20 protein-coding genes are annotated in these 23,455 nt (G+C 66.9%); 12 read left to right on the plus strand and 8 right to left on the minus strand.

All coding sequences use genetic code 11. The annotated features are described in order from the left end of the window. Positions 1–176 precede the first annotated feature (176 nt). A complete protein-coding gene (locus LOY51_RS24760) occupies positions 177–2,042 on the minus strand; it encodes a flavin monoamine oxidase family protein (protein ID WP_258643479.1) in 1,866 nt (621 codons plus the stop codon). Positions 2,043–2,280: 238 nt separating this feature from the next. Between LOY51_RS24760 and LOY51_RS24765 the strand changes: the two genes are divergently transcribed. Both LOY51_RS24765 and LOY51_RS24770 read left to right on the plus strand, forming a co-directional pair. Continuing rightward, a complete protein-coding gene (locus tag LOY51_RS24765; protein ID WP_125860765.1) occupies positions 2,281–3,687 on the plus strand; it encodes an adenosylmethionine--8-amino-7-oxononanoate transaminase in 1,407 nt (468 codons plus the stop codon). A gap of 126 nt (positions 3,688–3,813) precedes the next feature. Next, positions 3,814–4,533 (plus strand): 16S rRNA (uracil(1498)-N(3))-methyltransferase, encoded by a 720-nt coding sequence (locus LOY51_RS24770; RefSeq protein ID WP_258643481.1) that lies wholly within the window; start codon positions 3,814–3,816, stop codon positions 4,531–4,533. Here the strand turns inward: LOY51_RS24770 and trhA are convergent. The 7 genes from trhA to pilG all read right to left on the minus strand — a co-directional run bounded on the left by trhA (position 4,530) and on the right by pilG (position 14,475). Beyond that, positions 4,530–5,147, minus strand: coding sequence for a PAQR family membrane homeostasis protein TrhA (trhA, locus tag LOY51_RS24775; protein WP_110994155.1), 618 nt, complete (start codon positions 5,145–5,147; stop codon positions 4,530–4,532). The two genes, LOY51_RS24770 and trhA, sit on opposite strands and share 4 nt — an antisense overlap. A 128-nt stretch (positions 5,148–5,275) precedes the next feature. Beyond that, positions 5,276–5,749, minus strand: coding sequence for a chemotaxis protein CheW (locus LOY51_RS24780; protein ID WP_125860767.1), 474 nt, complete (start codon positions 5,747–5,749; stop codon positions 5,276–5,278). After that, positions 5,742–11,024 (minus strand): Hpt domain-containing protein, encoded by a 5,283-nt coding sequence (locus tag LOY51_RS24785; RefSeq protein WP_258643482.1) that lies wholly within the window; start codon positions 11,022–11,024, stop codon positions 5,742–5,744. The genes LOY51_RS24780 and LOY51_RS24785 overlap by 8 nt, the downstream gene beginning before the upstream one ends. Before the next feature lie 11 nt (positions 11,025–11,035). Then, positions 11,036–13,060, minus strand: coding sequence for a methyl-accepting chemotaxis protein (locus tag LOY51_RS24790; protein ID WP_258705249.1), 2,025 nt, complete (start codon positions 13,058–13,060; stop codon positions 11,036–11,038). A 48-nt stretch (positions 13,061–13,108) separates the two neighbouring features. After that, positions 13,109–13,663, minus strand: coding sequence for a chemotaxis protein CheW (locus LOY51_RS24795; protein WP_125465834.1), 555 nt, complete (start codon positions 13,661–13,663; stop codon positions 13,109–13,111). Continuing rightward, positions 13,660–14,025 carry a twitching motility response regulator PilH gene (pilH, locus tag LOY51_RS24800; protein WP_110994150.1) on the minus strand — a complete coding sequence of 122 codons (366 nt, stop codon included), beginning with the start codon at positions 14,023–14,025 and terminating at the stop codon, positions 13,660–13,662. The genes LOY51_RS24795 and pilH overlap by 4 nt, the downstream gene beginning before the upstream one ends. Positions 14,026–14,073: 48 nt before the next feature. After that, entirely contained in the window at positions 14,074–14,475 is a 402-nt protein-coding gene (gene pilG / locus LOY51_RS24805; RefSeq protein WP_110994149.1) for a twitching motility response regulator PilG, read from the minus strand. Between the two features lie 243 nt (positions 14,476–14,718). On the opposite strand from pilG, the gene gshB reads away from it, so the two are divergent. From gshB to LOY51_RS24855, 10 genes are all read left to right on the plus strand, one after another. Next, entirely contained in the window at positions 14,719–15,672 is a 954-nt protein-coding gene (gene gshB, locus LOY51_RS24810; RefSeq protein ID WP_125465835.1) for a glutathione synthase, read from the plus strand. A gap of 147 nt (positions 15,673–15,819) precedes the next feature. Then, entirely contained in the window at positions 15,820–16,719 is a 900-nt protein-coding gene (locus LOY51_RS24815; protein ID WP_258643486.1) for an energy transducer TonB, read from the plus strand. A gap of 174 nt (positions 16,720–16,893) precedes the next feature. Beyond that, a complete protein-coding gene (locus LOY51_RS24820) occupies positions 16,894–17,463 on the plus strand; it encodes a YqgE/AlgH family protein (RefSeq protein WP_258643488.1) in 570 nt (189 codons plus the stop codon). Further along, complete coding sequence (gene ruvX, locus LOY51_RS24825; protein ID WP_110994144.1) at positions 17,463–17,888, plus strand: Holliday junction resolvase RuvX; 426 nt, start codon at positions 17,463–17,465, stop codon at positions 17,886–17,888. The genes LOY51_RS24820 and ruvX overlap by 1 nt, the downstream gene beginning before the upstream one ends. A gap of 51 nt (positions 17,889–17,939) precedes the next feature. Further along, complete coding sequence (pyrR, locus tag LOY51_RS24830; protein WP_125860773.1) at positions 17,940–18,458, plus strand: bifunctional pyr operon transcriptional regulator/uracil phosphoribosyltransferase PyrR; 519 nt, start codon at positions 17,940–17,942, stop codon at positions 18,456–18,458. Positions 18,459–18,470: 12 nt separating this feature from the next. Further along, positions 18,471–19,475 carry an aspartate carbamoyltransferase catalytic subunit gene (locus LOY51_RS24835; RefSeq protein ID WP_110994142.1) on the plus strand — a complete coding sequence of 335 codons (1,005 nt, stop codon included), beginning with the start codon at positions 18,471–18,473 and terminating at the stop codon, positions 19,473–19,475. Next, positions 19,472–20,743 (plus strand): dihydroorotase, encoded by a 1,272-nt coding sequence (locus tag LOY51_RS24840; RefSeq protein WP_125465839.1) that lies wholly within the window; start codon positions 19,472–19,474, stop codon positions 20,741–20,743. Before LOY51_RS24835 ends, LOY51_RS24840 begins: the two co-directional genes overlap by 4 nt. Positions 20,744–20,926: 183 nt before the next feature. Further along, on the plus strand, positions 20,927–21,457 hold the full coding sequence (gene hslV / locus LOY51_RS24845) for an ATP-dependent protease subunit HslV (RefSeq protein WP_011536056.1): 531 nt from the start codon (positions 20,927–20,929) through the stop codon (positions 21,455–21,457). Between the two features lie 73 nt (positions 21,458–21,530). Then, positions 21,531–22,874 carry an ATP-dependent protease ATPase subunit HslU gene (gene hslU, locus LOY51_RS24850; RefSeq protein WP_125465840.1) on the plus strand — a complete coding sequence of 448 codons (1,344 nt, stop codon included), beginning with the start codon at positions 21,531–21,533 and terminating at the stop codon, positions 22,872–22,874. A gap of 137 nt (positions 22,875–23,011) precedes the next feature. Continuing rightward, positions 23,012–23,389 (plus strand): gamma-butyrobetaine hydroxylase family protein, encoded by a 378-nt coding sequence (locus tag LOY51_RS24855; protein WP_125465841.1) that lies wholly within the window; start codon positions 23,012–23,014, stop codon positions 23,387–23,389. The last annotated feature ends 66 nt before the right edge of the window (positions 23,390–23,455 follow it).

Below are 23,455 nucleotides of genomic sequence, written 5' to 3' on the forward strand. Positions count from 1 at the left end.
GCAAGCTTGCCATTAAGGAAACGTTAACGATAGCCGCTTGCGGTCTGGATGCCAGGGTAGTGTTGCCTGGTCCGCCCTCATCGCCGGCAAGCCGGCTCCCACACGAACCGCATCAACTTCAAAGCTGTGGGAGCCGGCTTGCCGGCGATGAGGCCTGGCCAGACGACGGCGAAGGCTCAGTCAGCCTTGGCCTGGCTGTTCACCACCGCCTTCTTCGCGGGCTCGCTCTTGGCCGTGGCTTTCTTCACTGGCGCAGGCTTGGCAGCAGGTTTGTGTGCCTGCTTGGCTGCCGGCTTCTGCGCAGCAGGCTTGGCCGGCGCAGCTTTGGCAGGGACGGCCTTGACCGGCTCTTCCTTGGCCACCACGGCAGGGGCTGCCGGAGCCTGCGCTGGGGCTGGGGCCGGGGCCGGCGCCACCTCTTCAACCTTGGCGACCGGCGCGGCCTTGACCTCTGGCTTGTCGCCACCACCGAACAGACGCGAGAAGAACCCCGGTTTGTCTTGCTTGGCCTGTTCAACCTTCACCGGCTCTGGCTTGGCAGGCGCCTTCTCGGCTTTGTCGGACGAGCCGCCGAACAGGTTGGAGAAGAACCCGCCCTTGTCCTTGGCCGCCGCTGCCGCCGCGGTACCTGCCGCTGCGGTGGCCGCGACCGCTTTGACCGGGTCGAACGACTTGCCCGCCGCCAGGTCCTGCACTTGGCCGGCGGCGCGCTGGCCACTGCGCAGGGCGCCTTCAAGGGTGCCCGGGTACAGCGCGTCGGTGTGCTCGCCGGCAAAGGTGATGCGTTGCACCGGGCGCTCCCACAGGCGCCAGTACTTGCTGATCTGGCCGGGGCCGAAGGCAAGGTAGGCGCCCCCCATGCCAGCGTCGGTGCTGTAGCGGCGCACCTCGTAGCCGGTGAAGGCACCACGGGCCTGCGGATAGAACGCATGCAGGCGAATCAGCACCTGATCGACCATCTGCTTGTCGCCGAACGCCTGCAGCAAGCGGGCATTGTCACCGGACAGGTTGATCACCACGTTGGCGCCACCCTTGAGCGCCGGCTCGATCCACAGCATGCCCAGGCCGGTGTTGCTGAAGATTTCACCCGACATGCGCGCGCGGCTTTCCCAGACCGGGCTCTTGAACTTGAGCATCAGCTGGTCGCGCCAGCCGTAGTTGGTGCCCTTGAGCGCGGCCAGGTGCTGGTTGTCCAGGCCTGGGGTCATCTGGATCTTGGCCAGCGCACGCAGCGGCACGGCCATGACCAGGTAATCGGCCTGGTAGCCGACCGAGCCGACCTTGACCGTCACGCCGTCCTTGTCCTGCACGATGGCAGTGACCGGCGAGCTGGTCTTGATGGTCTTGAGCTGCTTGACGAAGGCCTGGGCCAGCACCGGGCTGCCACCGGGCAGGCGCGCGGCGCGCAGGTCACGGTCGCTGACATTGCGGTACACACGGCTCTGCTGGGCGAAATACAGCAACGACAGACGCGACGGTTCGTCGTAGCGGGTGCGGATCTGCTGGTTCACCAACTGACGTGCGGTCGCCGGCAGTTGCAGCTTGTCGAGCCAGGTCGAGACGTTGATCTGGTCGAGGGCGAACAGGGTGCTGTTGGCCGCCGGGTTCAGTGGGTCTTCGATCGAGCGCGCCAAGTCATCCAGGGTCTTCTCATAGCGCTTGAGCGCCTCGGCCGTGGCCGGCTGCTTGGTGGCCAGGTCGGTGGCGCTGAAATACTCGCCGTCGATCAGGTAGCCAGGGGTGCGGACAAATTCCGGCGCGGGCAAGGTACCGACCTTGAAGCGCTCCAGGTACTGGTTGAGCACCGGCTGGGTCTTGTTGTTGCCGATCCACTCGCTGGTGGCCAGGCCCGAACGCCCGCCCATGCCCGCCTTGGCCTCCAGCAGGGTGACCTGCCAGCCCTTGCTCTGCAGCTCATAGGCGGCCGTCAGGCCCGCCAGGCCGCCACCGACGACGATCGCCGTCTTGTCCTTGGCCAGCGCGCCAGCGCTGGACACACCAATCAATACCAACGCGCACAGGCGCACCCAAGCAGCAGCCATGTCGGCGAACTCCGGTTCAGAAATCACTGAGAAAAAAGGGGAGGAATACCCCAGGGAAAGTAGCGCTAAGAATACGTCAGGTCCGCACACCCTGCCAGTTGGTCGCAGCAAGTGCTTTTAGCGGCTGGAGTTTTTGTCTGAAGCCGCCCCGTAGCAATGCAACCGGCGGTTGTCCCGCCTGCCCGCTTTGCTTAGGCTTACGCGGTCAAGCCACGCCGCCAAGCCAGGAGAAGTGCCCATGGGCCTCAACGATCAGTGGATGCAACGCGACCTCAAGGTCCTGTGGCACCCCTGCACCCAGATGAAAGACCACGAGCAGCTGCCGCTGATCCCGATCAAGCGCGGCGAAGGCGTATGGCTCGAGGACTTCGAGGGCAAGCGCTACCTGGACGCGGTCAGCTCCTGGTGGGTCAACGTGTTCGGCCACGCCAACCCACGCATCAACCAGCGCATCAAGGACCAGGTCGACCAGCTCGAACACGTGATCCTGGCCGGCTTCAGCCACCAGCCGGTGATCGAGCTGTCCGAGCGCCTGGTGGCCATGACCCCGGCCGGCCTGGACCGGGTGTTCTACGCCGACAACGGCTCGTCGTGCATCGAAGTGGCGCTGAAGATGAGCTTCCACTACTGGCAGAACACCGGCAAACCGCAGAAAAAGCGCTTCGTTACCCTTACCAACAGCTACCACGGCGAGACCATCGCCGCGATGTCGGTGGGTGACGTGCCGCTGTTCACCGAAACCTACAAGGCGCTGCTGCTGGACACCATCAAGGTGCCCAGCCCGGACTGCTACCTGCGCCCCGAGGGCATGGGCTGGGAAGAACACTCGCGCAACATGTTCGCCGCCATGGAGCAGACCCTGGCCGAGCACCACGCGACCATCGCCGCGGTGATCGTCGAGCCGCTGATCCAGGGCGCCGGCGGCATGCGCATGTACCACCCGGTCTACCTCAAGCTGCTGCGCGAAGCCTGCGACCGCTACGACGTGCACCTGATCCACGACGAGATCGCCGTGGGCTTCGGCCGCACCGGCACGATGTTCGCCTGCCAACAGGCCGGCATCCGCCCGGACTTCCTGTGCCTGTCCAAGGCGCTGACCGGCGGCTACCTGCCGCTGGCCGCCTGCCTGACCACCGACAAGGTCTACCAGGCCTTCTACGACGACTACCCGACCCTGCGCGCGTTCCTCCACTCGCACAGCTACACCGGCAACCCGCTGGCCTGTGCCGCCGCCCTGGCGACCCTGGACATCTTCGAGCAGGACAACGTGATCGAGGCCAACAAGGCCCTGTCGGCACGCATGGCCAGTGCCACCGCGCACCTGGCCGACCATGCCCACGTCGCCGAGATCCGCCAGACCGGCATGGCCCTGGCCATCGAGATGGTCCAGGACAAGGCCAGCAAGGCCGCCTACCCCTGGCAGGAGCGTCGCGGCCTGAAGGTGTTCGAGCACGCCCTGACCCGCGGCGCGCTGTTGCGCCCGCTGGGCAGCGTGGTGTATTTCCTGCCGCCTTACGTGATCACCCCGGAGCAGATCGACTTCCTCGCCGAAGTGGCCAGCGAAGGTATCGACATTGCCACCCGCGACAGCGTCAGTGTGGCGGTACCGGCCAACTTCCACCCCGACTTCCGCGATCCGGGCTAACCAGCAGCATCGCCGCATACCCTGTGGGAGCGGGTTTACCCGCGAATACCATGGTGGCCACGCCGCCGCATTCGCGGGTAAACCCGCTCCCACAGGGTCTATGACAACCTTTTCCCGAGCAGAACCATGAGACTCTCCCGCTTCTTCATCGACGCCCCCCTGGCCCTCGGCGAGCACGACCTGCCCGAAGCCCAGGCCCACTACATCGGCCGCGTGCTGCGCATGGCTGCCGGCGACGCCGTGCAGTTGTTCGACGGCAGCGGCCAGGAATACCTTGGCCAACTGCTCGAGGTCGGCAAGAAAAGCGTGCGCGTCAGTCTCGACCAGGCCCTCCCCGGCCAGGCCGAATCGCCCCTGCACATCCACCTCGGCCAGGGCCTGTCCCGTGGCGAGCGCATGGACTGGGCCATCCAGAAAGCCACCGAACTGGGCGCCAACGAAATCACCCCGATCGTCAGCGAACGCTGCGAAGTACGCCTGAAGGACGAGCGCGCCGACAAACGCCTGGCCCACTGGCGCCAGGTGGCCATCAGCGCCTGCGAGCAGTGCGGCCGCTCGACCCTGCCGGTGATCCACCCGCCGCTCACCCTGGCCGAATGGCTCAAGGCCTGCGAGGCCGACCTCAAGCTGGTGCTGCACCCGGTGGCCGAGCCGTTGACCAGCCACCCCAAGCCCGCACGCCTGGCCTTCCTGATCGGCCCCGAAGGCGGCCTGAGCGATGCCGAAGTCGAGCAGGCCAAGGCCGCCGGCCACCACGCCGCCCGCCTCGGCCCGCGGGTGCTGCGCACCGAGACCGCGCCAGTGGTGGCGCTGTCGGTGGCGCAACAGCTGTGGGGCGATTTCTAACTCACGTAGAAGAACACCGCGACGAAGTGCATCAGGCTGCCGGCGATGACGAACAGGTGCCAGATGCCGTGCCAGTGCCGGAACCGGCTGTCGAAGGCGAAGAACAGGATGCCGACGGTGTAGAACACACCGCCGGCCGCCAGCCAGGTGAAGCCGGCGGTACCCAGGCTGTACAGCAACGGCTTGACCGCCACCAGCACGATCCAGCCCATCACCGCGTAGATGACGATCGACAGGATGCGCGCCTCCGAGCGCGGCTTGATCTCCTGCAGCATGCCGATCAGCGCCAACCCCCAGACCACCCCGAACAGGCTCCAGCCCCAGGGCCCGCGCAGGCTGACCAGGCAGAACGGTGTGTAGCTGCCGGCGATCAGCAGGTAGATCGACAGATGGTCGAGCTTGCGCATGACCCGCTTCGCCCTGCCGCGGGTGCTGTGATAGAGGGTGGAGATGCTGTAGAGCAGCAGCAGGGTGAAGCCGTAGATGGAGAAGCTGACGATCTTCCAGGGATCGCCCTGCAGGCCCGCGACGACGATCAGCCACACCGCGCCGATGCAGGCCAATACCGCGCCGACCAGGTGGGTCCAGGCATTGAAACGTTCACCGTAATACATGCAAGCACAGACCTCCGAGGGCCAGCAGGGTTCCTGACGGCCTCATCGCGGGGCAAGCCCGCTCCCACGGTTTGCTCTCGAGCGTGGGAGCGGGCTTGCCCCGCTATAGGGCCGGGACTGCCTACATCCTAACCAAGGCCAGGTTGCAATTGCGCGTCACGCACCATCCGCTCAAGCCCCGCCAGGTCCGGCACCCGCGCCACTTGCTCGCCCACCTGCACCGCCGCCAGCTCCAGCGCGGCCAGCGGCACATCCACGTAATTGAGCTGGCTGTCGAGCTTGCACGAACGCGGAATCCCCTGCAGCAGCAGCGCCAGGTAACGCAGCCCGGTATCGCCCAGGGCATTGAGCACGACGATCCGCGCCCGCTCCCCGCACGGGGTGTGCCCACCGCAGGCGGCCTCGAAACCGACCAGCGGCAAGCGCTGCTGGCGCCAGTCGACCCAGCCCAGGTGCCAGCCGGGCTCGCCCGGCTCACAGGCGATGGCGCGGTGGCCGATCAATTCGGCCACCGCCACGTTCGGCAGCACCAGGGCACGGTCGCCCAGGGGCAGCAACAGCCCGGTCAGGCTGCTGCGCTGCCCGGCGATATGGTCAAGCATGGTGCTGGCTCCAGTGGGCGATGCTCTGCAACAGGACCGACTCCTGGTACGGCTTGCCAAGGTACTCGTTGACGCCGATGGCCATGGCCCGCTCACGGTGCTTCTGCCCCGTGCGCGAGGTAATCATGATGATCGGCAGTTGCTTGAGGCGCTCGTCACGGCGGATGCGCGTGGCCACTTCGAAGCCGTCCATGCGCGGCATCTCGATATCCAGCAACAGCACATCCGGGCGGTGCTCTTCGAGCAGGGCCATGGCATCGACACCGTCCTTGGCGGTCAGCACGCTCATGCCGTGGCGCTCCAGCAGGCGGCTGGTGACCTTGCGCACGGTCACCGAGTCATCCACCACCATCACCAGCAACGCCCGGCGCGGTGCAGGCCCGGTCAGCGCGCGCTGGCCGTCGCCGGCACCCGGCAGGCGCGCCAGGCGCCGTTGCTGGCCGCGCAACTGGCCCAGCAGGTCGAGAATCAGCACCACCCGGCCATCGCCCAACAGCGTCGCACCCGACAGCCCCGGCACCGCCGCGAACTGCGGCCCGAGGCTCTTGACCACGATCTCGCGGCTGGGCGACAGGCTGTCGACCTGGATGGCGAACGACTGCTCCTGGGAATGGGTGAGCAGCACCGGCAGCGGCACGCTCTGGCCCAGCAGCCCGGGCTGGCCACCGCCCTGCACCAGCTCGCCGAGATAGCGCAGGGCGTAGTCGTGGCCGGCGTAGGTGTAGCGCGGCGGGTCGAGGCGGTAGCAGGCCTCGAGCTCTGCGGCCGGCACCCGCACTATCCCTTCGATGGTATTGAGCGGGATGGCGTACTGCTCATCGCCCAGGTGCACCATCAGCGCCCGGTTCACCGACACGGTGAACGGCAGGCGGATGAGAAAACGCGCGCCCTTGCCCGGGCTGGACTCGATGCTCATCGAACCGCCCAGCTGCTTGACCTCTTCATGGACCACGTCCATGCCCAGGCCGCGTCCGGAAATCTGGGTGATCTTTTCGGCCGTGGAGAACCCGGGGCGCAGGATGAATTGCAGGATCTCGTGGTCGCTCAAGCGCGCCTGGGGGTCGAGCAGGCCGCGCTTGATCGCCTTGTTGCGCACCGCTTCCAGCGGCACCCCGGCGCCGTCGTCGCTCATTTCGATGACGATGTCGGCGCCTTCATGCAGCAGGTTGAGGTGGATGGTGCCCTGCTCCGGCTTGCCGGCAGCCAGGCGCGCCTCGCGGCCCTCCAGGCCGTGGTCGACGGCGTTGCGCAGCATGTGCTCCAGCGGCGCCACCATGCGCTCCAGCACACTGCGGTCGAGCTCGCCTTCGGCGTTGCCGACCACCAGCTCGACCTGCTTGCCCAGCTCGCTGGCCACCTGCCGCACCACCCGCTGCAAGCGCGGCACCAGGCGTTCGAACGGCACCATCAGGGTGGCGGTCAGGCCTTCCTGCAGCTGGCTGTTGACCCGCGCCTGCTGCTGCAGAAGGCTGTGGGTTTCCTGGGAGCGCTGCAGCAGGGTCTCTTTCAGGTCGAGCAGGTCCGACGCCGATTCGAACAGGGCCCGCGACAGCTGCTGCAACTGCGAGTGGCGGTCCATTTCCAGCGGGTCGAAGTCGTCGTAGGCGTCGCCCTCGAACTGCTGGCGGCTGGAGATCCGCCCCTGGGTTTCGATGTCCAGGCGCAGCAACTGGTCGCGCATGCGCTCCAGCGTGGTCTCCATTTCGTTGAGGGCGAACTGCGCATCGTTGACCTGCTGTTCGATGCGCCCGCGGATCACCGTGTGCTCACCGGCCAGGTTGCCCAGGTCGTCGAGCAGCTCGGCATCGACCTTGATCATGTCCCCGGCCCGCTCCGGCGCGGCGGCCGGCAGCTCGGCGGGCGTGGCCTCGACCTGCGGCGCGGCGGCGGCGCTGTCGGTCAGCGCGGCGCTGGAGAAGTTGCGGATGTAGTCGATCAGCGCCGTGGCGGCATGCAGCGGCTGGCCCAGGCGCACGGCATCGAGCATGTGGGCCAGGCGGTCGTGGCAGTTCTGCAGCAGGCTGAACAAGGCCGGCGTCGGCGGCAGCCTGCCGGCGGCCAGCAACTCGTAAAGGAATTCCAGTTCATGGGCCAGGTCGCCAATGGCGGCGATCTCGACCATCCGCGCGCCGCCCTTGAGGGTGTGCAGGTCTCGCAGCAGGTTCTCCACCTCGACCGTGCTACGCGGATCGGCCTGCCAGCGGTCCAGGGCATCGGCGGCGCTCTCGACGATGTCGGAGCTCTCTTCGAGGAATACTTCCAGCAGCTCCTTGTCGCCTGCGGCCTGGGCCTGTTCTTCGGGCGTGCCGGGCAGCTCGGCCGGGCTGGGCGGCGGCGCGGTCTGGCGAAACTCGCGCAGCTCGCCCAGCAGCGTCACTGCCGAGACCGGAGCCTCGCCCTGGCGCAGGCTGTGCAGCATCTCGGCCAGGGCCGCATGGCTGCGCCGCAGCAAGTCGAAAAGCGCTGCGCTGGCCCCCAGGCGACGGTCCACCAGCCCTTCGTAAAGCAGCGCCAACTCCTGGGCGAGCACTTCCACCGCGCCGATCGCGGCCATCTGCGCCCCGCCCTTGAGGGTCAGTGCATCATGTTGCAGCGAAGACAGCACGGTGACGTTGCCCGGCTCGCCTTGCCACTGCTGCAGGGCCTGGTTGGCGCTGTCGAGGATATCCCCGGCCTCCTCCAGGAACAGCTCGACCAAGGCTGGCGCCGGCAGCGGCGTCACCCCCTCGGCACCGACCACGCCCATCACCGACGGGTCGAGCGCATCGTCGAGCAACCCGCGCAAGGCCGCCAGGCACTCGGGGCGCGCATTCAGGTCCTGCCCGGCGGCGATCTCGTCGAGCATATCGAGCAGCACTTCATGAGCCTGGCCGGCCACTTCGAAGAACCTCGGCGTGGCCGCCAGGCTGCCCTCTTCCACCGCGCCATACAGGTCGAGCAAGCCTTCGCAGATTTCATCCACCTGCCACAGCTCGGCCTGGTGAGCCGCATGGCTGAGGCTGGTCATGGCATCCAGCAAAGGGTCCAGCGCCTGGCGCAGCGCCGGCTGTTGCTGCCAGTGCGCCAGTTGCGCCTCGGCGTCGAGCAAGGTGTCCATGCCTGCGGCCAGGAAAGCGGCGATCAACTGTGGGTCGCGACGGCTGCGCCGCACCTGGTGGGGGTCGCTGTGCAACTGCGCCAGGCGTGCATCGACGGTTTGACCGACCTGTTCGATCAGCGCGGCGGCACCGGTGATCGGCGCCAGCGGCGTGCTGCCCAGTTGCGCCAGGCCCAGGTGGAACAAGGCCCGGGCCGCTTCCAGCAGTTCGATTTCCACCAGCAGCAGGGGCAGTTCGTGGCCCTTGTACTCACGCACCAGGCGGTCGAGCGCGGTGGCAAGCTCGGCCACCGGCATCACCCCGGCCATGGCCGCACTACCCTTGAGCGTGTGCAGTGCGCGCTGCAGGCCGTCGCTGACCGGCGTGCCTTCGCCGCTGGCCGTGTGCAGGAAGGCATCGAGGCCGGCCAAATGGCCCTGGGCCTCGTTGCGGAAGATCTCCAGCAGCTGCGGGTCGAGCCCGTCGATGCTGGCGCCGGGCGCGGCGTCGTTGAGCGCCAGCGCATGCAGGTGGGCGGCCAGTTGCTCGATCTCGGCGCTGGCCGGCAACTGGCTGGCGGCGAAATCGGCCAGCAAGTCGGGCAAGCGCACAAACACCTGCTGCAGCGCGACCAGCCCCTCGGCGCTGAGCGCGATACGCCCCTCCAGCACCCGGTTGAGCAGGTGCTCGGCGCCCCATGCCAGCTCCGCCACGGCCTCGGCATGGACCATGCGCCCACTGCCCTTGAGGGTATGCAAGGCGCGCCGCACTTCGATCAACGCATCGCGCAGGCTGTTGTCGGCGCGCCAGCGTAGCCAGTGACGTTCGATTTCCGGCAGCAGCTCGCCGGCTTCTTCGAGGAATACGTCGCGCAGCTCGTCATCGATGCCATCCACGGCCCGGCCGCTGCTGGCCGACGGCTCCAGCGCCTGGCACTGCACACCCAGTGCAGCCAGGCTGGCGCGGGCCATCTCGATGAAGGGTTGCGCATCGGCCAACGGGTCGGCCACGCGCCATTGCAGGTACGCCTCGGCGGCGCACAGCGCGTCGGCCAGGTGCGCCAGCTCGTCGGGCAGTGGCTCGTCCTCCAGGTGCACCAGCCAACCCTGCACATAGCCGGCGGCCCCCGCGAACACCTCGGCGGCGGCCGGCAGCATCAGCATCGCCAGCGCCCCGCGCACTTGCTGCAACAGCCCAGGCAGGGCCTGCAGGCGTTGGCGCGACCAGTCCGACTCGAGGCAGTCGCCAATCAGGTCCTTGGCCTGCTGCAAGACGTTGAGCGACTCGTGGAGTACCAACTGGCGGATCTCGGCCAGGTCCGAGCCGGGCAGGCTGCCGGGCTGGCTTTCTTCCAGCGGGCCGACCATGCCGTTGAGCGTCGCTTCCACATACAGCAGCGCCCCGGCCACATCCATCAGCACCGCTTCATTCACGCTGTCGTCCTGCTCGACCAGGGCCTGCAACGCCAGCACCTGGTCGATGATCACCCGCCGTGGCTGCTGGAAGCCCAGCACCGCCAGGGTATCGGCGACGTGGCGCAGCGGTGCGAGCAAGGCTTGCAGCGGCGCCCGTGGCGGCCGCTCGTCACTGACCAGGGGGTCGAGCTGGTCCTTGATGCGCATCAGGTCGTCGCACAGGGCCGAGACCACCGAGCGTAAGGCATCGCGCCCGGCGCCGGCCTGCATGTGCTCGCGCCAGTTGCCCAGCGACAGGTCGAGGTTGGCCAGGTCTTCGGCACCGGCCAGGCGCGTGCCGAGCTCACCCAGCAGGCTGCCCTGGGCCAGCGCCTCGGCGCCCCGGCAGGCGCGCAGCTGGTTGAGCAGCGGCATCACCACCAGCGGCAGGTCGTGGCGCGCGCCGCGCAGCCGGTCGAGGTACGGCGGCAGTTGCTCCAGGCCCCGGAACAGCGCGCCCAGGCACTCGCCGCGGGGGCTGACCTGGCCCTCGGCCATGGCCCGCCCAAGCAGTTCCAGCTCTTCGGCCAGGCGCGTGGCGCCGGGCAACTCGAGCATGCGCAGGCAGCCATGCACCTGGTGCAGGTTGTCGACGAAGAAAGTCAGGTTGGACAGGTCGTCCGGCGCCCCGGTGAAATGTTCCAGGGCCTGGCGCGCCTGGCCCAGGCAGTCGAGGATGGGCGCCTTGGTCCAGGCCAGGGCGACCGTGTCGTGCCGTTCGCTGCTCGCCACCACCGACGTCATGGACTGCTCCATCAGCGGCGCTCGGCCGCGGCCGGCAGGGTGAAGCCCGACACCGAGCGGCGCATTTCACTGGCCATGCGCGCCAGGTGGCGGATGCTGTCGGCGGTGGCGCCGGAACCGGCGGAGGTCTGCGCGGTGATCTGCTGGATCACCGCCATGGTGTGGGAGATCTGCCCGGCGGACGAAGTTTGCAGCTGGGCAGCGTCGGAGATGCTGTGGATAAGTTCGGCCAGGGTCTGCGACACCCCCTCGATCTCGGCCAGCGCCACCCCGGCGTCCTGCGCCAGGCGTGCGCCGCGCACCACTTCGGCGGTGGTCTGCTCCATGGAAATCACCGCCTCGTTGGTGTCGGCCTGGATGGTGCGCACCAGCGCCTCGATCTGCCGGGTGGCCGACGACGAACGTTCGGCCAGGCGTTGCACTTCGTCGGCGACCACGGCAAAGCCGCGCCCGGCCTCGCCGGCCAGCGAGGCCTGGATCGCCGCGTTGAGGGCGAGGATGTTGGTCTGGTCGGCAATGTCGTCGATCAGGCTGACGATGTCGCCGATTTCCTGGGACGACTCACCCAGGCGCTTGATCCGCTTGGCGGTGTCCTGGATCTGCTCACGGATGTTGTCCATGCCGTTGATGGTGTTGTGCACCACCTCGTTGCCCTTGTTGGCGATGGCGACCGAACGCTCGGCCACCTTGGCCGACTCGTAGGCGTGGGCCGATACCCGGTCGATCGACTCGACCATGTCGCCCACCGCCTCGGAGGCCTCGCTGATCTGCGCGGCCTGGTGCTCGGAGGCCTTGGCCAGCTGGCGCGCGGTGTTCTGGGTGTCCTGCACGGCGGCGGCGACCTGCTCGGCGCTGTGGTTGATGGTGGCGACCAGGTCGCGCAGCTGGTCGACCGAGTAGTTGATCGAGTCGGCGATGGCGCCGGTGAAGTCTTCGGTGACCGCCACCGTGACGGTGAGGTCGCCGTCGGCCAGCTCTTCGATTTCGTCGAGCAGGCGCATGATCGCCTGCTGGTTGCGCTCGTTCTTCTCGGCGGTTTCGCGCAGCTGGCGGTGGGTGGCGCGCACCATCACCAGGCCGATGAGGATGATCGACGCCAGCGCCAGCAGGCCCAGCACGTAGCCGCCGACGGTGTCGAGGGTGCGCCCGCTGGCCAGGTTTTCGAAGCCGTTGGCCAGGTGCGAGGCCTCGTCGAGCAGGGTTTGCGAGAGGCTGAAGATGTTGCCGGCGGCTTCGCGCACACGGAACAGCTCGGGCGAGGTTTCGAGAATTTCGTCCACCGAGCCGGCAACGAACTGGAACAGCTCGGCAATTTCAGCCAGGCGCGCGCGGGCATCGGCGTCTTCGACCCGGGTCACCTGGATCGCCGGGTTGCCGGCGAGCATGCCTTCGAGCACCTGGCCGAAACGGCTGGCGTCGCGGCCGAAGGTGTCGGCGGCCTGCACCGAGCTGTCGTCGCCGGCCAACACGGTGTTGACCGAGCCGAGAATGCGCTCGGCCAGCAACAGCTGGCGCTGGGCCACCGCCACCTGGCTGGCCGGGGCACCGCTTTGCAGCAGGATCTCCACCACCTTTTCGTACTCGACCTGCAACTGCGGCACGGTCTCGGCCAGGGTGGCCGCCACCTGGTGCAACGACAGCACGGTCTGTTCGCTGGCCAGGATGGTGTCGGTGTTCTTGCGCAGGTTTTCCCAGTCCTGGCGCACCGCGTCCATTTCGTCGCGCACGGTGGCCGGGGCGGCGGGCAGGCCGGTGGCCTTGTCGCCCTCGCGCAGGTAGCTCCAGCGCCGCTCGAAATCGTTGCGCGCATCACTGAGCAGGCGGAACGCCAGGGCCTTGCCGGCTGCCGCCTCGGTGGCGTTCTTGGCGATGCGCTGGGACAGCACGCGCAGCTCGCCGGCATGCCCGATGTACTGCTTGTCGTGGTTGGCCTGGGTGTTGAGGTAGGCGAAATTGGCGAACAGCAGCACGATCGACAGGATCAGCACCACGAACAGCACGGTGATCTGCGCGCTGCTGCGCGGGCGCTGGGCCACGGCGGCGGGGGAAACGGAGGGGCCAGGCTTGTTCACGTCGAAAGTCCTCTACAACGCCACATCGAGAAAGCCCGGCGCCTGGGCCAGGGCGAACGGGCTGAAGATCGCCCAGTTGCGCTCACGGGGGAAATGCCCCTGCACGAAGGGTGCGGCGGCGCGGATCAAAGGCTGCGGCGGCGACAGTTCGAGGCTGCTCAGGGCGAAGTGCTGCAGGCCCACCACCTCGTCCACCAGCAGCCCGGCGAACAGCTCTTCGTGGTCCAGCACCAGCACCCGCCGCTGCTTGCCCGCCGCCGCAGGGCCTAAGCCGAAGAACGCGCTCAGGTCCATCACCGGCAACAGCCGCCCACGCAGGTTGGCCACCCCGCATACCCAGGGCTGTACCCCCGGCACCCGGCTGCTGCGCGGCTCACGCAGCACTTCGGCAATTTCACCCATGGGCGCGACGAACCATTGCCCGGCAATGCGAAAGCCGATGCCGCTCCACTGCTGCAGGCGGGTGTCCTGGAGCGGCTGGTCGGCCACCAGCAGGCGGCAACGCCGATCGATGTCCAGCAGCAGCTCGAAGGCGGTCAGTGCCGCGCCCTGAGGGCGAGTGGTCAAGCGCCGAGCACCTCGACCAGCTTGGCGATCAGCGCGTCCTCTTCCACGGGCTTGGTCAGGAAGTCGCGGGCGCCCTGGCGCGTGGCCCAGATGCGGTCGGTTTCCTGGTCCTTGGTGGTGACCACGATCACCGGGATGGCGCTGGTTTCCGGGTCTTTGCTCAGCTGGCGGGTGGCCTGGAAGCCGTTCATGCCGGGCATGACGATGTCCATCAGCACCGCATCGGGCTTCTCCTGACGGGCCAGGGCCACGCCGTCGGCGCCGTTGCTGGCCTTGAGCACCTGGTGGCCGTGTTTTTCCAGCCACTCGGTCAAGCGGTACATCTCGGTCGGCGAATCGTCGACAATCAGAACTCGGGCCATGCTGTTTCCCCATGAGGAACGTGAGACGCCGCCTTCAACTGGGCGGCGTCAGGGTGCGATTGGGTCCTGCGCGGCGAAACCGGGCACATGGGCGCGGATTGCGTCGAGCAGTTCTTCCTTGCTGAAAGGTTTGGTCAGGAACTGGTCGGAGCCGACCACCCGGCCGCGGGCCTTGTCGAACAGGCCGTCGCGGGAAGAAAGCAGAATCACCGGGGTGTCCTTGTAGGCGCTGTTGTGCTTGATCAGTGCGCAGGTCTGGTAGCCGTCCAGGCGTGGCATGAGCACATCGACGAAGATGATCCGCGGCTTGTGGTCGATGATCTTGGCGAGGGCGTCGAAGCCATCGCTGGCGGTGATCACCTCGCAGCCCGCCTCGCCGAGCAACATCTGGGCAGTGCGGCGGATCGTGCGCGAATCGTCGATCACCATCACCTTCAGGGGTTGTTCCATAAATTGCGCCACATTGAATGAGCGGTAAGCTGCACGCTTCAAACGACAAGAAAAAGCAGATCGCTGCGCAGCGCCTCTGTCTTGTAGCTTATAGCTTGCGGCCTGAAGCTGGATCGAGCCTTTTTAGCACACTCCGCAGGGCCATTCCATCTGCCCGCCCCCTTGACCGGGCGCGCGCCCGGCGCCACCCTGAGCCACTTTTTCGTGCCATCGCGGCCACTCGCCGCCAAGAGGAATTACCCCATGAGCGTTCGCCTCGGGATTGTCATGGACCCTATCGCGTCCATCTCCTATAAAAAGGACAGCTCGCTGGCCATGCTGCTGGCCGCCCAGGAGCGTGGCTGGAGCCTGTTCTACATGGAACAGCGCGACCTGTATCAGGGCGAAGGCAAAGCCCGCGCGCGGATGCGCCCACTGAAGGTGTTTGCCGACCCGGCGCGCTGGTTCGAGCTGGGCGACGAGCAGGACAGCCTGCTCAGCGAGCTGGACGTGATCCTGATGCGCAAGGACCCGCCGTTCGACATGGAGTTCGTCTACAGCACCTACCTGCTGGAGCAGGCCGAGGCCGACGGCGTGCTGGTGGTCAACCGCCCGCAGAGCCTGCGCGACTGCAACGAGAAGCTGTTCGCCACGCTGTTCCCGCAGTGCACGCCGCCGACCCTGGTCAGCCGCCGTCCGGACATCATCCGTGAGTTCGCCGCCAAGCATGGCGACGTGATCCTCAAGCCGCTGGACGGCATGGGCGGCACCTCGATCTTCCGCCACCGGGTCGGCGACCCCAACCTGTCGGTGATCCTCGAAACCCTGACCGCCCTGGGCGCCCAGCAGATCATGGCGCAGGCCTACCTGCCGGCGATCAAGGACGGCGACAAGCGCATCCTGATGATCGACGGCGAGCCGGTGGACTACTGCCTGGCGCGCATCCCGGCCAGCGGCGAGACCCGCGGCAACCTGGCCGCCGGTGGCCGTGGCGAAGCCCGCCCGCTGAGCGACCGCGATCGCTGGATCGCCGCCCAGGTTGGCCCAACCCTGCGCGAGAAGGGCCTGCTGTTCGTCGGCCTGGACGTGATCGGCGAGCACCTCACCGAAATCAACGTGACCAGCCCGACCTGCATCCGCGAGATCGACGCTGCCTTCAACACCAATATCGGCGGCAAACTGATGGATGCCATTGATCGCAAGCTGCAAGCGCGCTGACCGAGGACAGGTGGCAACACCGCACAGTGGGGTATGATGCGCAGCCGCAAGCTTCAAGCTGCAAGCCGCAAGTAAAAGCAGGCCTGCACTCAGCCGCCTCTGCTTGAAGCTTGCAGCTTGTGACTCGAAGCTGCCTTTGGATACCCGATGACGCTCCCCGCCGACATCCCCGCTGACCTGCTGCCACCCCGCGTTCGCCCGGTGGATCGGCTCGGCTTTACCCTGTTCCTGGCCGCGCTGGTGCACCTGGCACTGATCCTGGGCGTCGGTTTCACGGTGATCAAACCCGCTGAAATCCGCCACACCATGGACATCACCCTGGCCACCTTCAAGAGCGAGAAGGCGCCCGAGAAGGCCGATTTCCAGGCCCAGGAAAACCAGCAGGGCAGCGGCACCCTGGACAAGAAAGCGGTACCCAAGACCACCGAGGTGGCGCCGTTCCAGGACAGCAAGATCAACAAGATCACCCCGCCGCCGGCCGCGAGAGTAGAGTCGCCGCCCGCGCCATCGAAGTCCGCGGTCGCCACCCAGGCACCGCAACCGCAGAAGGTCGAGCCCAAGCCGAAGGAAAGCAAACCGCAGCCCAAGGCCGAGGCGAAAGTGCCGGACTTCGACAGCTCGCAGCTGTCCAGCCAGATCGCCAGCCTTGAGGCCGAGCTGTCCAACGAACAGCAGCTGTACGCCAAACGCCCGCGCATCCATCGCCTGAATGCGGCCTCGACCATGCGCGACAAGGGCGCCTGGTACAAGGAAGAGTGGCGCAAGAAGGTCGAGCGCATCGGCAACCTCAACTACCCCGACGAGGCACGGCGCCAGCAGTTGTACGGCAGCCTGCGGCTGATGGTGTCGATCAACCGCGATGGCTCGCTGTATGAAGTGCTGGTGCTGGAATCGTCTGGCCAGCCAGTGCTGGACCAGGCGGCCCAGCGCATCGTGCGGCTGGCCGCGCCGTTCGCGCCGTTTACCGGGGACATGGCGGAGTTTGACCGACTGGAGATCATTCGCACCTGGCGGTTTGCCCGCGGGGACAAGCTGTCGAGCAATTGACTTCAAGCTTGCAAAATCCCTGTGGGAGCGGGTTTACCCGCGAACACCGGCAAAGCCGGTGCCATGCACCGCGCTGCCTGCTTCGCGGGTAAACCCGCTCCCACAGGGCTGGGTGATCTCCCACAGGTACTGCGCACCTTGCCAGCCCCGCCACCTGGCGCCACACTAGCGCTCATGAAAACTTTCGCCCCCAGCTACCTCAAGCACCAGTTCCTGATCGCCATGCCGCACATGGCCGACCCGAACTTTGCCCACACCCTTACCTACATCGTCGAGCACAACGCCAACGGCGCCATGGGGCTGGTGGTCAACCGCCCGCAGGAGCTGAACCTGGGCGACATTCTCGAACAGTTGCGCCCCGACGAAACGCCCCCGACCAGCACGCTGCAGGTGCCCATCTACCTGGGCGGCCCGGTGCAGACCGACCGTGGTTTCGTGCTGCACAGCGATGAGTGCAGCTTCCAGGCCACCGTGGCCCTGGAAGGCCTGTCGCTGACCACCTCCCAGGACGTGCTGCTGGCCATCGCCGCCGGCGTGGGCCCGAAAAAGAGCCTGATCACCCTCGGCTATGCCGGCTGGGAAGCCGGCCAGCTGGAAGCGGAGCTGGCCGACAACGCCTGGCTCAACTGCCCGTTCGACCCCGCGATCCTGTTCGGCATGGACAACGAACAGCGCCTCGGCGCGGCCGCTGCCAGCCTCGGCATCAACCTGAGCCTGCTCACCAGCCAGGCGGGGCACGCCTGATGGCCGAACTGCGCCTGCTGCTGGGCTTCGACTACGGCAGCAAACAGATCGGCGTGGCCGTCGGCCAGGTGATCACCGGCCAGGCCCGCGAGCTCTGCGTACTCAAGGCACAGAACGGCGTGCCGGACTGGAACCAGGTCGAAAAACTGATCAAGGAATGGAAACCCGATGCCATCGTCGTCGGCCTGCCGCTGAACATGGACGGCACCCCCAGCGAGATGAGCGAGCGTGCCGAGAAATTCGCCCGGCGCCTCAACGGCCGTTTCAACCTGCCGGTGCACACCCACGACGAACGCCTGACCACCTTCGAAGCCAAGGGCGAGCAGATGGCCCGTGGCGGCCGTCACGGCAGTTACCGCGACAACCCGGTCGACGCCATCGCCGCCGCCCTGCTGCTGCAAGGCTGGCTGGAGGCCAACGTTTAATTCCGCTTTGCCGCCGGAGCTACCCGGCGCCCGCCTTCCGAGGAGCACGCAATGAGCCTACCCAATCCCGCCGACCTGATCCGGCAGATGGCCGTCGACCTTCGCGCCCACCTGGCCCGCCGCGCCATCGCCGAGCCACGCTTCATCGGCATCCGCACCGGCGGCGTATGGGTGGCCCAGGCGCTGCAGCAGGCATTGGCCGACGAGAGCCCGCTGGGCACCCTGGATGTCTCGTTCTACCGCGACGATTTCAGCCAGAACGGCCTGCACCCGCAAGTGCGCCCTTCGGAGCTGCCGTTCGAGATTGAAGGCCAGCACCTGGTGCTGGTGGATGATGTGCTGATGAGCGGCCGCACCATCCGCGCCGCCCTCAACGAACTGTTCGATTATGGCCGCCCGGCCAGCGTGACGCTGGTGTGCCTGCTGGACCTGGATGCCGGCGAACTGCCGATCCGCCCCAATGTGCTCGGTGCCACCCTGTCACTGGCCGCCCATGAACGGGTAAAATTGACCGGACCCGCACCGCTCGTCCTCGAGCGCCAGGACCTCGCTTCCGCTTCCGCCCTTTAAGAGTCCCCCGCGATGACGCCATTCGACGCCAAGCGCCCGCTGCAGCTCAATGACCAGGGCCAGCTGCGCCACTTCCTCTCGCTCGACGGTTTGCCCCGCGAACTGCTCACCGAGATCCTCGACACCGCCGACTCGTTCCTCGAAGTCGGCGCCCGGGCCGTGAAGAAAGTCCCGCTGCTGCGCGGCAAGACCGTGTGCAACGTGTTCTTCGAGAACTCCACCCGTACCCGCACCACCTTCGAACTGGCCGCCCAGCGCCTGTCGGCCGACGTGATCAGCCTGAACGTGTCGACCTCCTCGACCAGCAAGGGCGAGACCCTGTTCGACACCCTGCGCAACCTCGAAGCCATGGCTGCCGACATGTTCGTCGTGCGCCACTCCGACTCCGGCGCCGCCCACTTCATCGCCGAGCATGTGTGCCCGGACGTGGCGGTGATCAATGGCGGCGACGGCCGTCACGCCCACCCGACCCAGGGCATGCTCGACATGCTGACCATCCGTCGGCACAAGGGCAGCTTCGAGAACCTGTCGGTGGCCATCGTCGGCGACATCCTGCACTCGCGCGTAGCCCGCTCGGACATGCTCGCGCTCAAGGCGCTGGGCTGCCCGGACATCCGCGTGATCGGCCCGAAAACCCTGATCCCGATCGGCATCGAGCAGTACGGGGTGAAGGTCTACACCGACCTCGCCGAAGGCCTCAAGGACGTTGACGTGGTGATCATGCTGCGCCTGCAGCGTGAGCGCATGGCCGGCGGCCTGCTGCCCAGCGAGGGCGAGTTCTACCGCCTGTTCGGCCTGACCACCGCACGCCTGGCCGGCGCCAAGCCCGACGCCATCGTCATGCACCCCGGCCCGATCAACCGGGGCGTGGAGATCGAGTCGGCGGTGGCCGACGGCAAGCACTCGGTGATCCTCAACCAGGTCACCTACGGCATCGCCGTGCGCATGGCCGTGCTGTCCATGGCCATGAGCGGGCAGAACGCGCAACGTCAAATCGAGCAGGAGAACGCCCAGTGACCCTCAGCATTATCGGCGCTCGGGTAATCGACCCTGCCAGCGGCCTGGACACCATCACCGACCTGCACCTCGAAGGCGGTCGCATTGCCGCCATCGGCGCAGCCCCGGCAGGCTTCAGCGCCAGCCGCACGATCCAGGCCGACGGCCTGGTCGCAGCGCCCGGCCTGGTCGACCTCGGTGTATCGCTGCGCGAGCCGGGCTACAGCCGCAAGGGCACCATCGCCAGTGAAACCCGCGCAGCAGTCGCCGGCGGCGTCACCAGCCTGTGCTGCCCGCCGCAGACCAAGCCGGTGCTGGACACCTCGGCGGTGGCCGAACTGATCCTCGACCGCGCCCGCGAAGCGGCCAACAGCAAGGTGTACCCGATCGGCGCCCTGACCAAAGGCCTGGAAGGCGAGCAACTGGCCGAGCTGGTGGCCCTGCGCGACACCGGTTGCGTGGCCTTCGGCAACGGCCTGAAAGAGATCCCCAACAACCGCACCCTGGCCCGCGCCCTGGAATACGCGGCGACCTTCGACCTGACCGTGGTGTTCCACTCCCAGGACCGCGACCTGTCCCAGGGCGGCCTGGCCCACGAAGGGCCGATGGCCAGCTTCCTCGGCCTGCCCGGCATCCCCGAAAGCGCCGAGACCGTGGCCCTGGCCCGCAACCTGCTGCTGGTCGAGCAGAGCGGCGTGCGCGCGCATTTCAGCCAGATCACCAGCGCCCGCGGCGCACGGTTGATTGCCCAGGCCCAGCAACTGGGGCTGCCGGTCACCGCCGACGTGGCGCTGTACCAGTTGATCCTCACCGACGAAGCCCTGCGCGACTTCTCCAGCCTGTACCACGTGCAGCCGCCGCTGCGCAGCGCCGCCGACCGTGACGGCCTGCGTGAGGCGGTGAAGTCGGGCGTGATCCAGGCGATCTCCAGCCACCACCAACCCCACGAGCGCGATGCCAAGCTGGCGCCGTTCGGTGCCACCGAGCCGGGCATCAGCAGCGTCGAGCTGTTGCTGCCGCTGGCCATGACCCTGGTCGAGGACGGCCTGCTCGACCTGCCGACGCTGATGGCGCGGCTGAGCAGCGGCCCGGCGGCGGCCATGCGCCTGCCGGCGGGTGAGCTGAAAGTGGGCGGCGCGGCCGACCTGGTGCTGTTCGATCCGCAAGCCTCCACCGTTGCCGGTGAGCAGTGGTTCTCACGCGGCGCGAACTGCCCGTTCATCGGCCACTGCCTGCCGGGCGCGGTGCGTTATACCTTGGTCGATGGGCACATCTGCCACGAGGCCTGAGTAACCGTCATCGCGGGGCAAGCCCGCTCCCACGCACTGAACTGGCGTGGGAGCGGGCTTGCCCCGCGATGGGCCGGCAAAGACTGGATACAACCATTCATCCCTCTCGGTTGAAATCCTTCCCCCCTCCCCCCATATGACTCTCCATCAGGCATTTTCGCCCCGCTGCATGGAGACTCTCCCTTGACTACCATCGTTTCTGTCCGCCGTAACGGCAAAGTCGTCATGGGCGGCGACGGCCAGGTTTCCCTCGGCAACACCGTGATGAAAGGCAACGCCAAGAAGGTCCGCCGCCTGTACAACGGCCAGGTCATCGCGGGCTTCGCCGGCGCCACCGCCGACGCCTTCACCCTGTTCGAGCGCTTCGAAGCCCAGCTGCAGAAACACTCCGGCCACCTGGTGCGCGCTGCCGTCGAGCTGGCCAAGGAATGGCGTACCGACCGTTCCCTGAGCCGCCTCGAAGCGATGCTGGCGGTAGCCAACAAGGACGCTTCCTTGATCATCACCGGCAACGGCGACGTGGTCGAACCCGAAGACGGCCTGATCGCCATGGGTTCCGGCGGCGGCTACGCCCAGGCCGCAGCCCGCGCCCTGCTGAACAAGACCGACCTGTCGGCCCGGGAAATCACCGAGGCCGCCCTGAACATCGCCGGCGACATCTGCGTGTTCACCAACCACAACCTGACCATCGAGGAGCAGGACCTGGCCGAGTGATCAGTTGTTTTGGCGTCCCGTCCACAGCGGGACTTTTCCACACTGATGACTGCGCCTTAGGACCCTATTGATCATGTCCATGACCCCCCGCGAAATCGTTCACGAACTCAACCGCCACATCATCGGCCAGGACGACGCCAAGCGCGCCGTCGCCATTGCCCTGCGCAACCGCTGGCGGCGCATGCAGCTGCCTGCCGAGCTGCGTGCCGAAGTCACCCCGAAGAACATCCTGATGATCGGCCCCACCGGCGTGGGCAAGACCGAAATCGCCCGTCGCCTGGCCAAGCTGGCCAACGCGCCGTTCATCAAGGTCGAAGCGACCAAGTTCACCGAAGTCGGCTATGTCGGCCGTGACGTCGAGTCGATCATCCGCGACCTGGCCGATGCCGCGCTGAAGATGCTCCGCGAGCAAGAGATCGTCCGTGTGCGCCACCGCGCCGAGGACGCCGCCGAAGACCGCATCCTCGACGCCCTGCTGCCGCAGGCGCGCACCAGCAGCTTCGCCGAAGAGGCCGCACCGTCGAGCAGCGATTCCAACACCCGCCAGCTGTTCCGCAAGCGCCTGCGTGAAGGCCAGCTGGACGACAAGGAAATCGAGATCGAAGTGGCCGACGCGGTCGGTGTCGAGATCGCCGCGCCGCCCGGCATGGAAGAGATGACCAACCAGCTGCAGAGCCTGTTCGCCAACATGGGCAAGGGCAAGCGCAAGGCGCGCAAGCTGAAGGTCAAGGACGCGCTGAAGATGGTCCGCGACGAAGAAGCCGGCCGCCTGGTCAATGACGAAGAGCTCAAGGCCAAGGCCCTGGAAGCGGTCGAGCAGCACGGCATCGTGTTCATCGACGAAATCGACAAGGTGGCCAAGCGTGGCAACGTCGGCGGCGCCGATGTGTCCCGCGAAGGCGTGCAGCGCGACCTGCTGCCGCTGATCGAAGGCTGCACCGTCAACACCAAGCTGGGCATGGTCAAGACCGACCACATCCTGTTCATCGCCTCCGGTGCGTTCCACCTGAGCAAGCCGAGCGACCTGGTGCCCGAGCTGCAGGGTCGCCTGCCGATCCGCGTCGAGCTCAAGGCCCTGACCCCGGAAGACTTCGAGCGCATCCTCAAAGAGCCGCACGCCTCACTGACCGAGCAGTATGCAGCGCTGCTGAAGACCGAAGGCCTGAACATCGAGTTCGCCGACGAGGGCCTCAAGCGCCTGGCCGAGATCGCCTTCCAGGTCAACGAGAAAACCGAGAACATCGGTGCCCGCCGCCTGCACACCCTGCTCGAGCGTTTGCTCGAAGAGGTGTCGTTCAGTGCCGGTGACCTGGCCAGCGCCCACGACGAGACGCCGATCCACATCGACGCCGCGTATGTGAACAGCCACCTGGGTGAGCTGGCGCAGAACGAAGACCTGTCGCGCTACATCCTGTAAGCGGCAAGCTGTAGGCTGCAAGCGACAAGCTGATTTGCGTCGCTTGCAGCATCACCTCTCTCCTGTTTATCCGCGATGGCTTGAATATCGCTTCTTGAAGCTTGAAGCTTGCAGCTTGAAGCTCAAGAGAGAAGCCCATGGCCCGCCTGCCCACCGCCATCAACCTGCACAAAGCCTCGAAAACCCTCACCCTCACCTACGCCCCCGGCGAGGTCTACCACCTGCCTGCCGAGTTCCTGCGGGTGCACTCCCCTTCCGCCGAGGTCCAGGGCCACGGCAATCCCATCCTGCAATTTGGCAAGATCAACGTAGGCCTCAGCGGCCTGGAGCCTGCCGGCCAATACGCACTGAAACTGACCTTCGACGACGGCCATGACTCAGGGTTGTTCACCTGGGAATACCTCGAACAACTGTGTCTGCGCCAGGAACAACTGTGGGCCGAGTACCTGGATGAACTGCACAAGGCCGGCAAATCCCGCGACCCCGCCGAGTCGGTCGTCAAGCTGATGCTCTAGCGCGGGGCCTCCAGGTTTTAGAGCGCATTTTCTAATCTCATCTGCTTGAATGCGTGAATGGCGGCC

Source organism: Pseudomonas sichuanensis (genome assembly GCF_024749065.1).
GTDB classification, from domain to species: Bacteria; Pseudomonadota; Gammaproteobacteria; order Pseudomonadales; family Pseudomonadaceae; genus Aquipseudomonas; species Aquipseudomonas sichuanensis.

Coding starts and splice junctions, on each gene's coding strand:
- ruvX (WP_110994144.1), top strand. CDS start 17,463: ATGGCCGAACTGCGCCTGCTGCTGGGCTTCGACTACGGCAGCAAACAG.
- LOY51_RS24855 (WP_125465841.1), top strand. CDS start 23,012: ATGGCCCGCCTGCCCACCGCCATCAACCTGCACAAAGCCTCGAAAACC.
- LOY51_RS24820 (WP_258643488.1), top strand. CDS start 16,894: ATGAAAACTTTCGCCCCCAGCTACCTCAAGCACCAGTTCCTGATCGCC.
- LOY51_RS24780 (WP_125860767.1), bottom strand. CDS start 5,749: ATGCTTGACCATATCGCCGGGCAGCGCAGCAGCCTGACCGGGCTGTTG.
- hslU (WP_125465840.1), top strand. CDS start 21,531: ATGTCCATGACCCCCCGCGAAATCGTTCACGAACTCAACCGCCACATC.
- LOY51_RS24835 (WP_110994142.1), top strand. CDS start 18,471: ATGACGCCATTCGACGCCAAGCGCCCGCTGCAGCTCAATGACCAGGGC.
- LOY51_RS24765 (WP_125860765.1), top strand. CDS start 2,281: ATGGGCCTCAACGATCAGTGGATGCAACGCGACCTCAAGGTCCTGTGG.
- pilH (WP_110994150.1), bottom strand. CDS start 14,025: ATGGCCCGAGTTCTGATTGTCGACGATTCGCCGACCGAGATGTACCGC.
- LOY51_RS24770 (WP_258643481.1), top strand. CDS start 3,814: ATGAGACTCTCCCGCTTCTTCATCGACGCCCCCCTGGCCCTCGGCGAG.
- LOY51_RS24785 (WP_258643482.1), bottom strand. CDS start 11,024: ATGACGTCGGTGGTGGCGAGCAGCGAACGGCACGACACGGTCGCCCTG.
- LOY51_RS24760 (WP_258643479.1), bottom strand. CDS start 2,042: ATGGCTGCTGCTTGGGTGCGCCTGTGCGCGTTGGTATTGATTGGTGTG.
- pyrR (WP_125860773.1), top strand. CDS start 17,940: ATGAGCCTACCCAATCCCGCCGACCTGATCCGGCAGATGGCCGTCGAC.
- pilG (WP_110994149.1), bottom strand. CDS start 14,475: ATGGAACAACCCCTGAAGGTGATGGTGATCGACGATTCGCGCACGATC.
- LOY51_RS24815 (WP_258643486.1), top strand. CDS start 15,820: ATGACGCTCCCCGCCGACATCCCCGCTGACCTGCTGCCACCCCGCGTT.
- gshB (WP_125465835.1), top strand. CDS start 14,719: ATGAGCGTTCGCCTCGGGATTGTCATGGACCCTATCGCGTCCATCTCC.
- trhA (WP_110994155.1), bottom strand. CDS start 5,147: ATGTATTACGGTGAACGTTTCAATGCCTGGACCCACCTGGTCGGCGCG.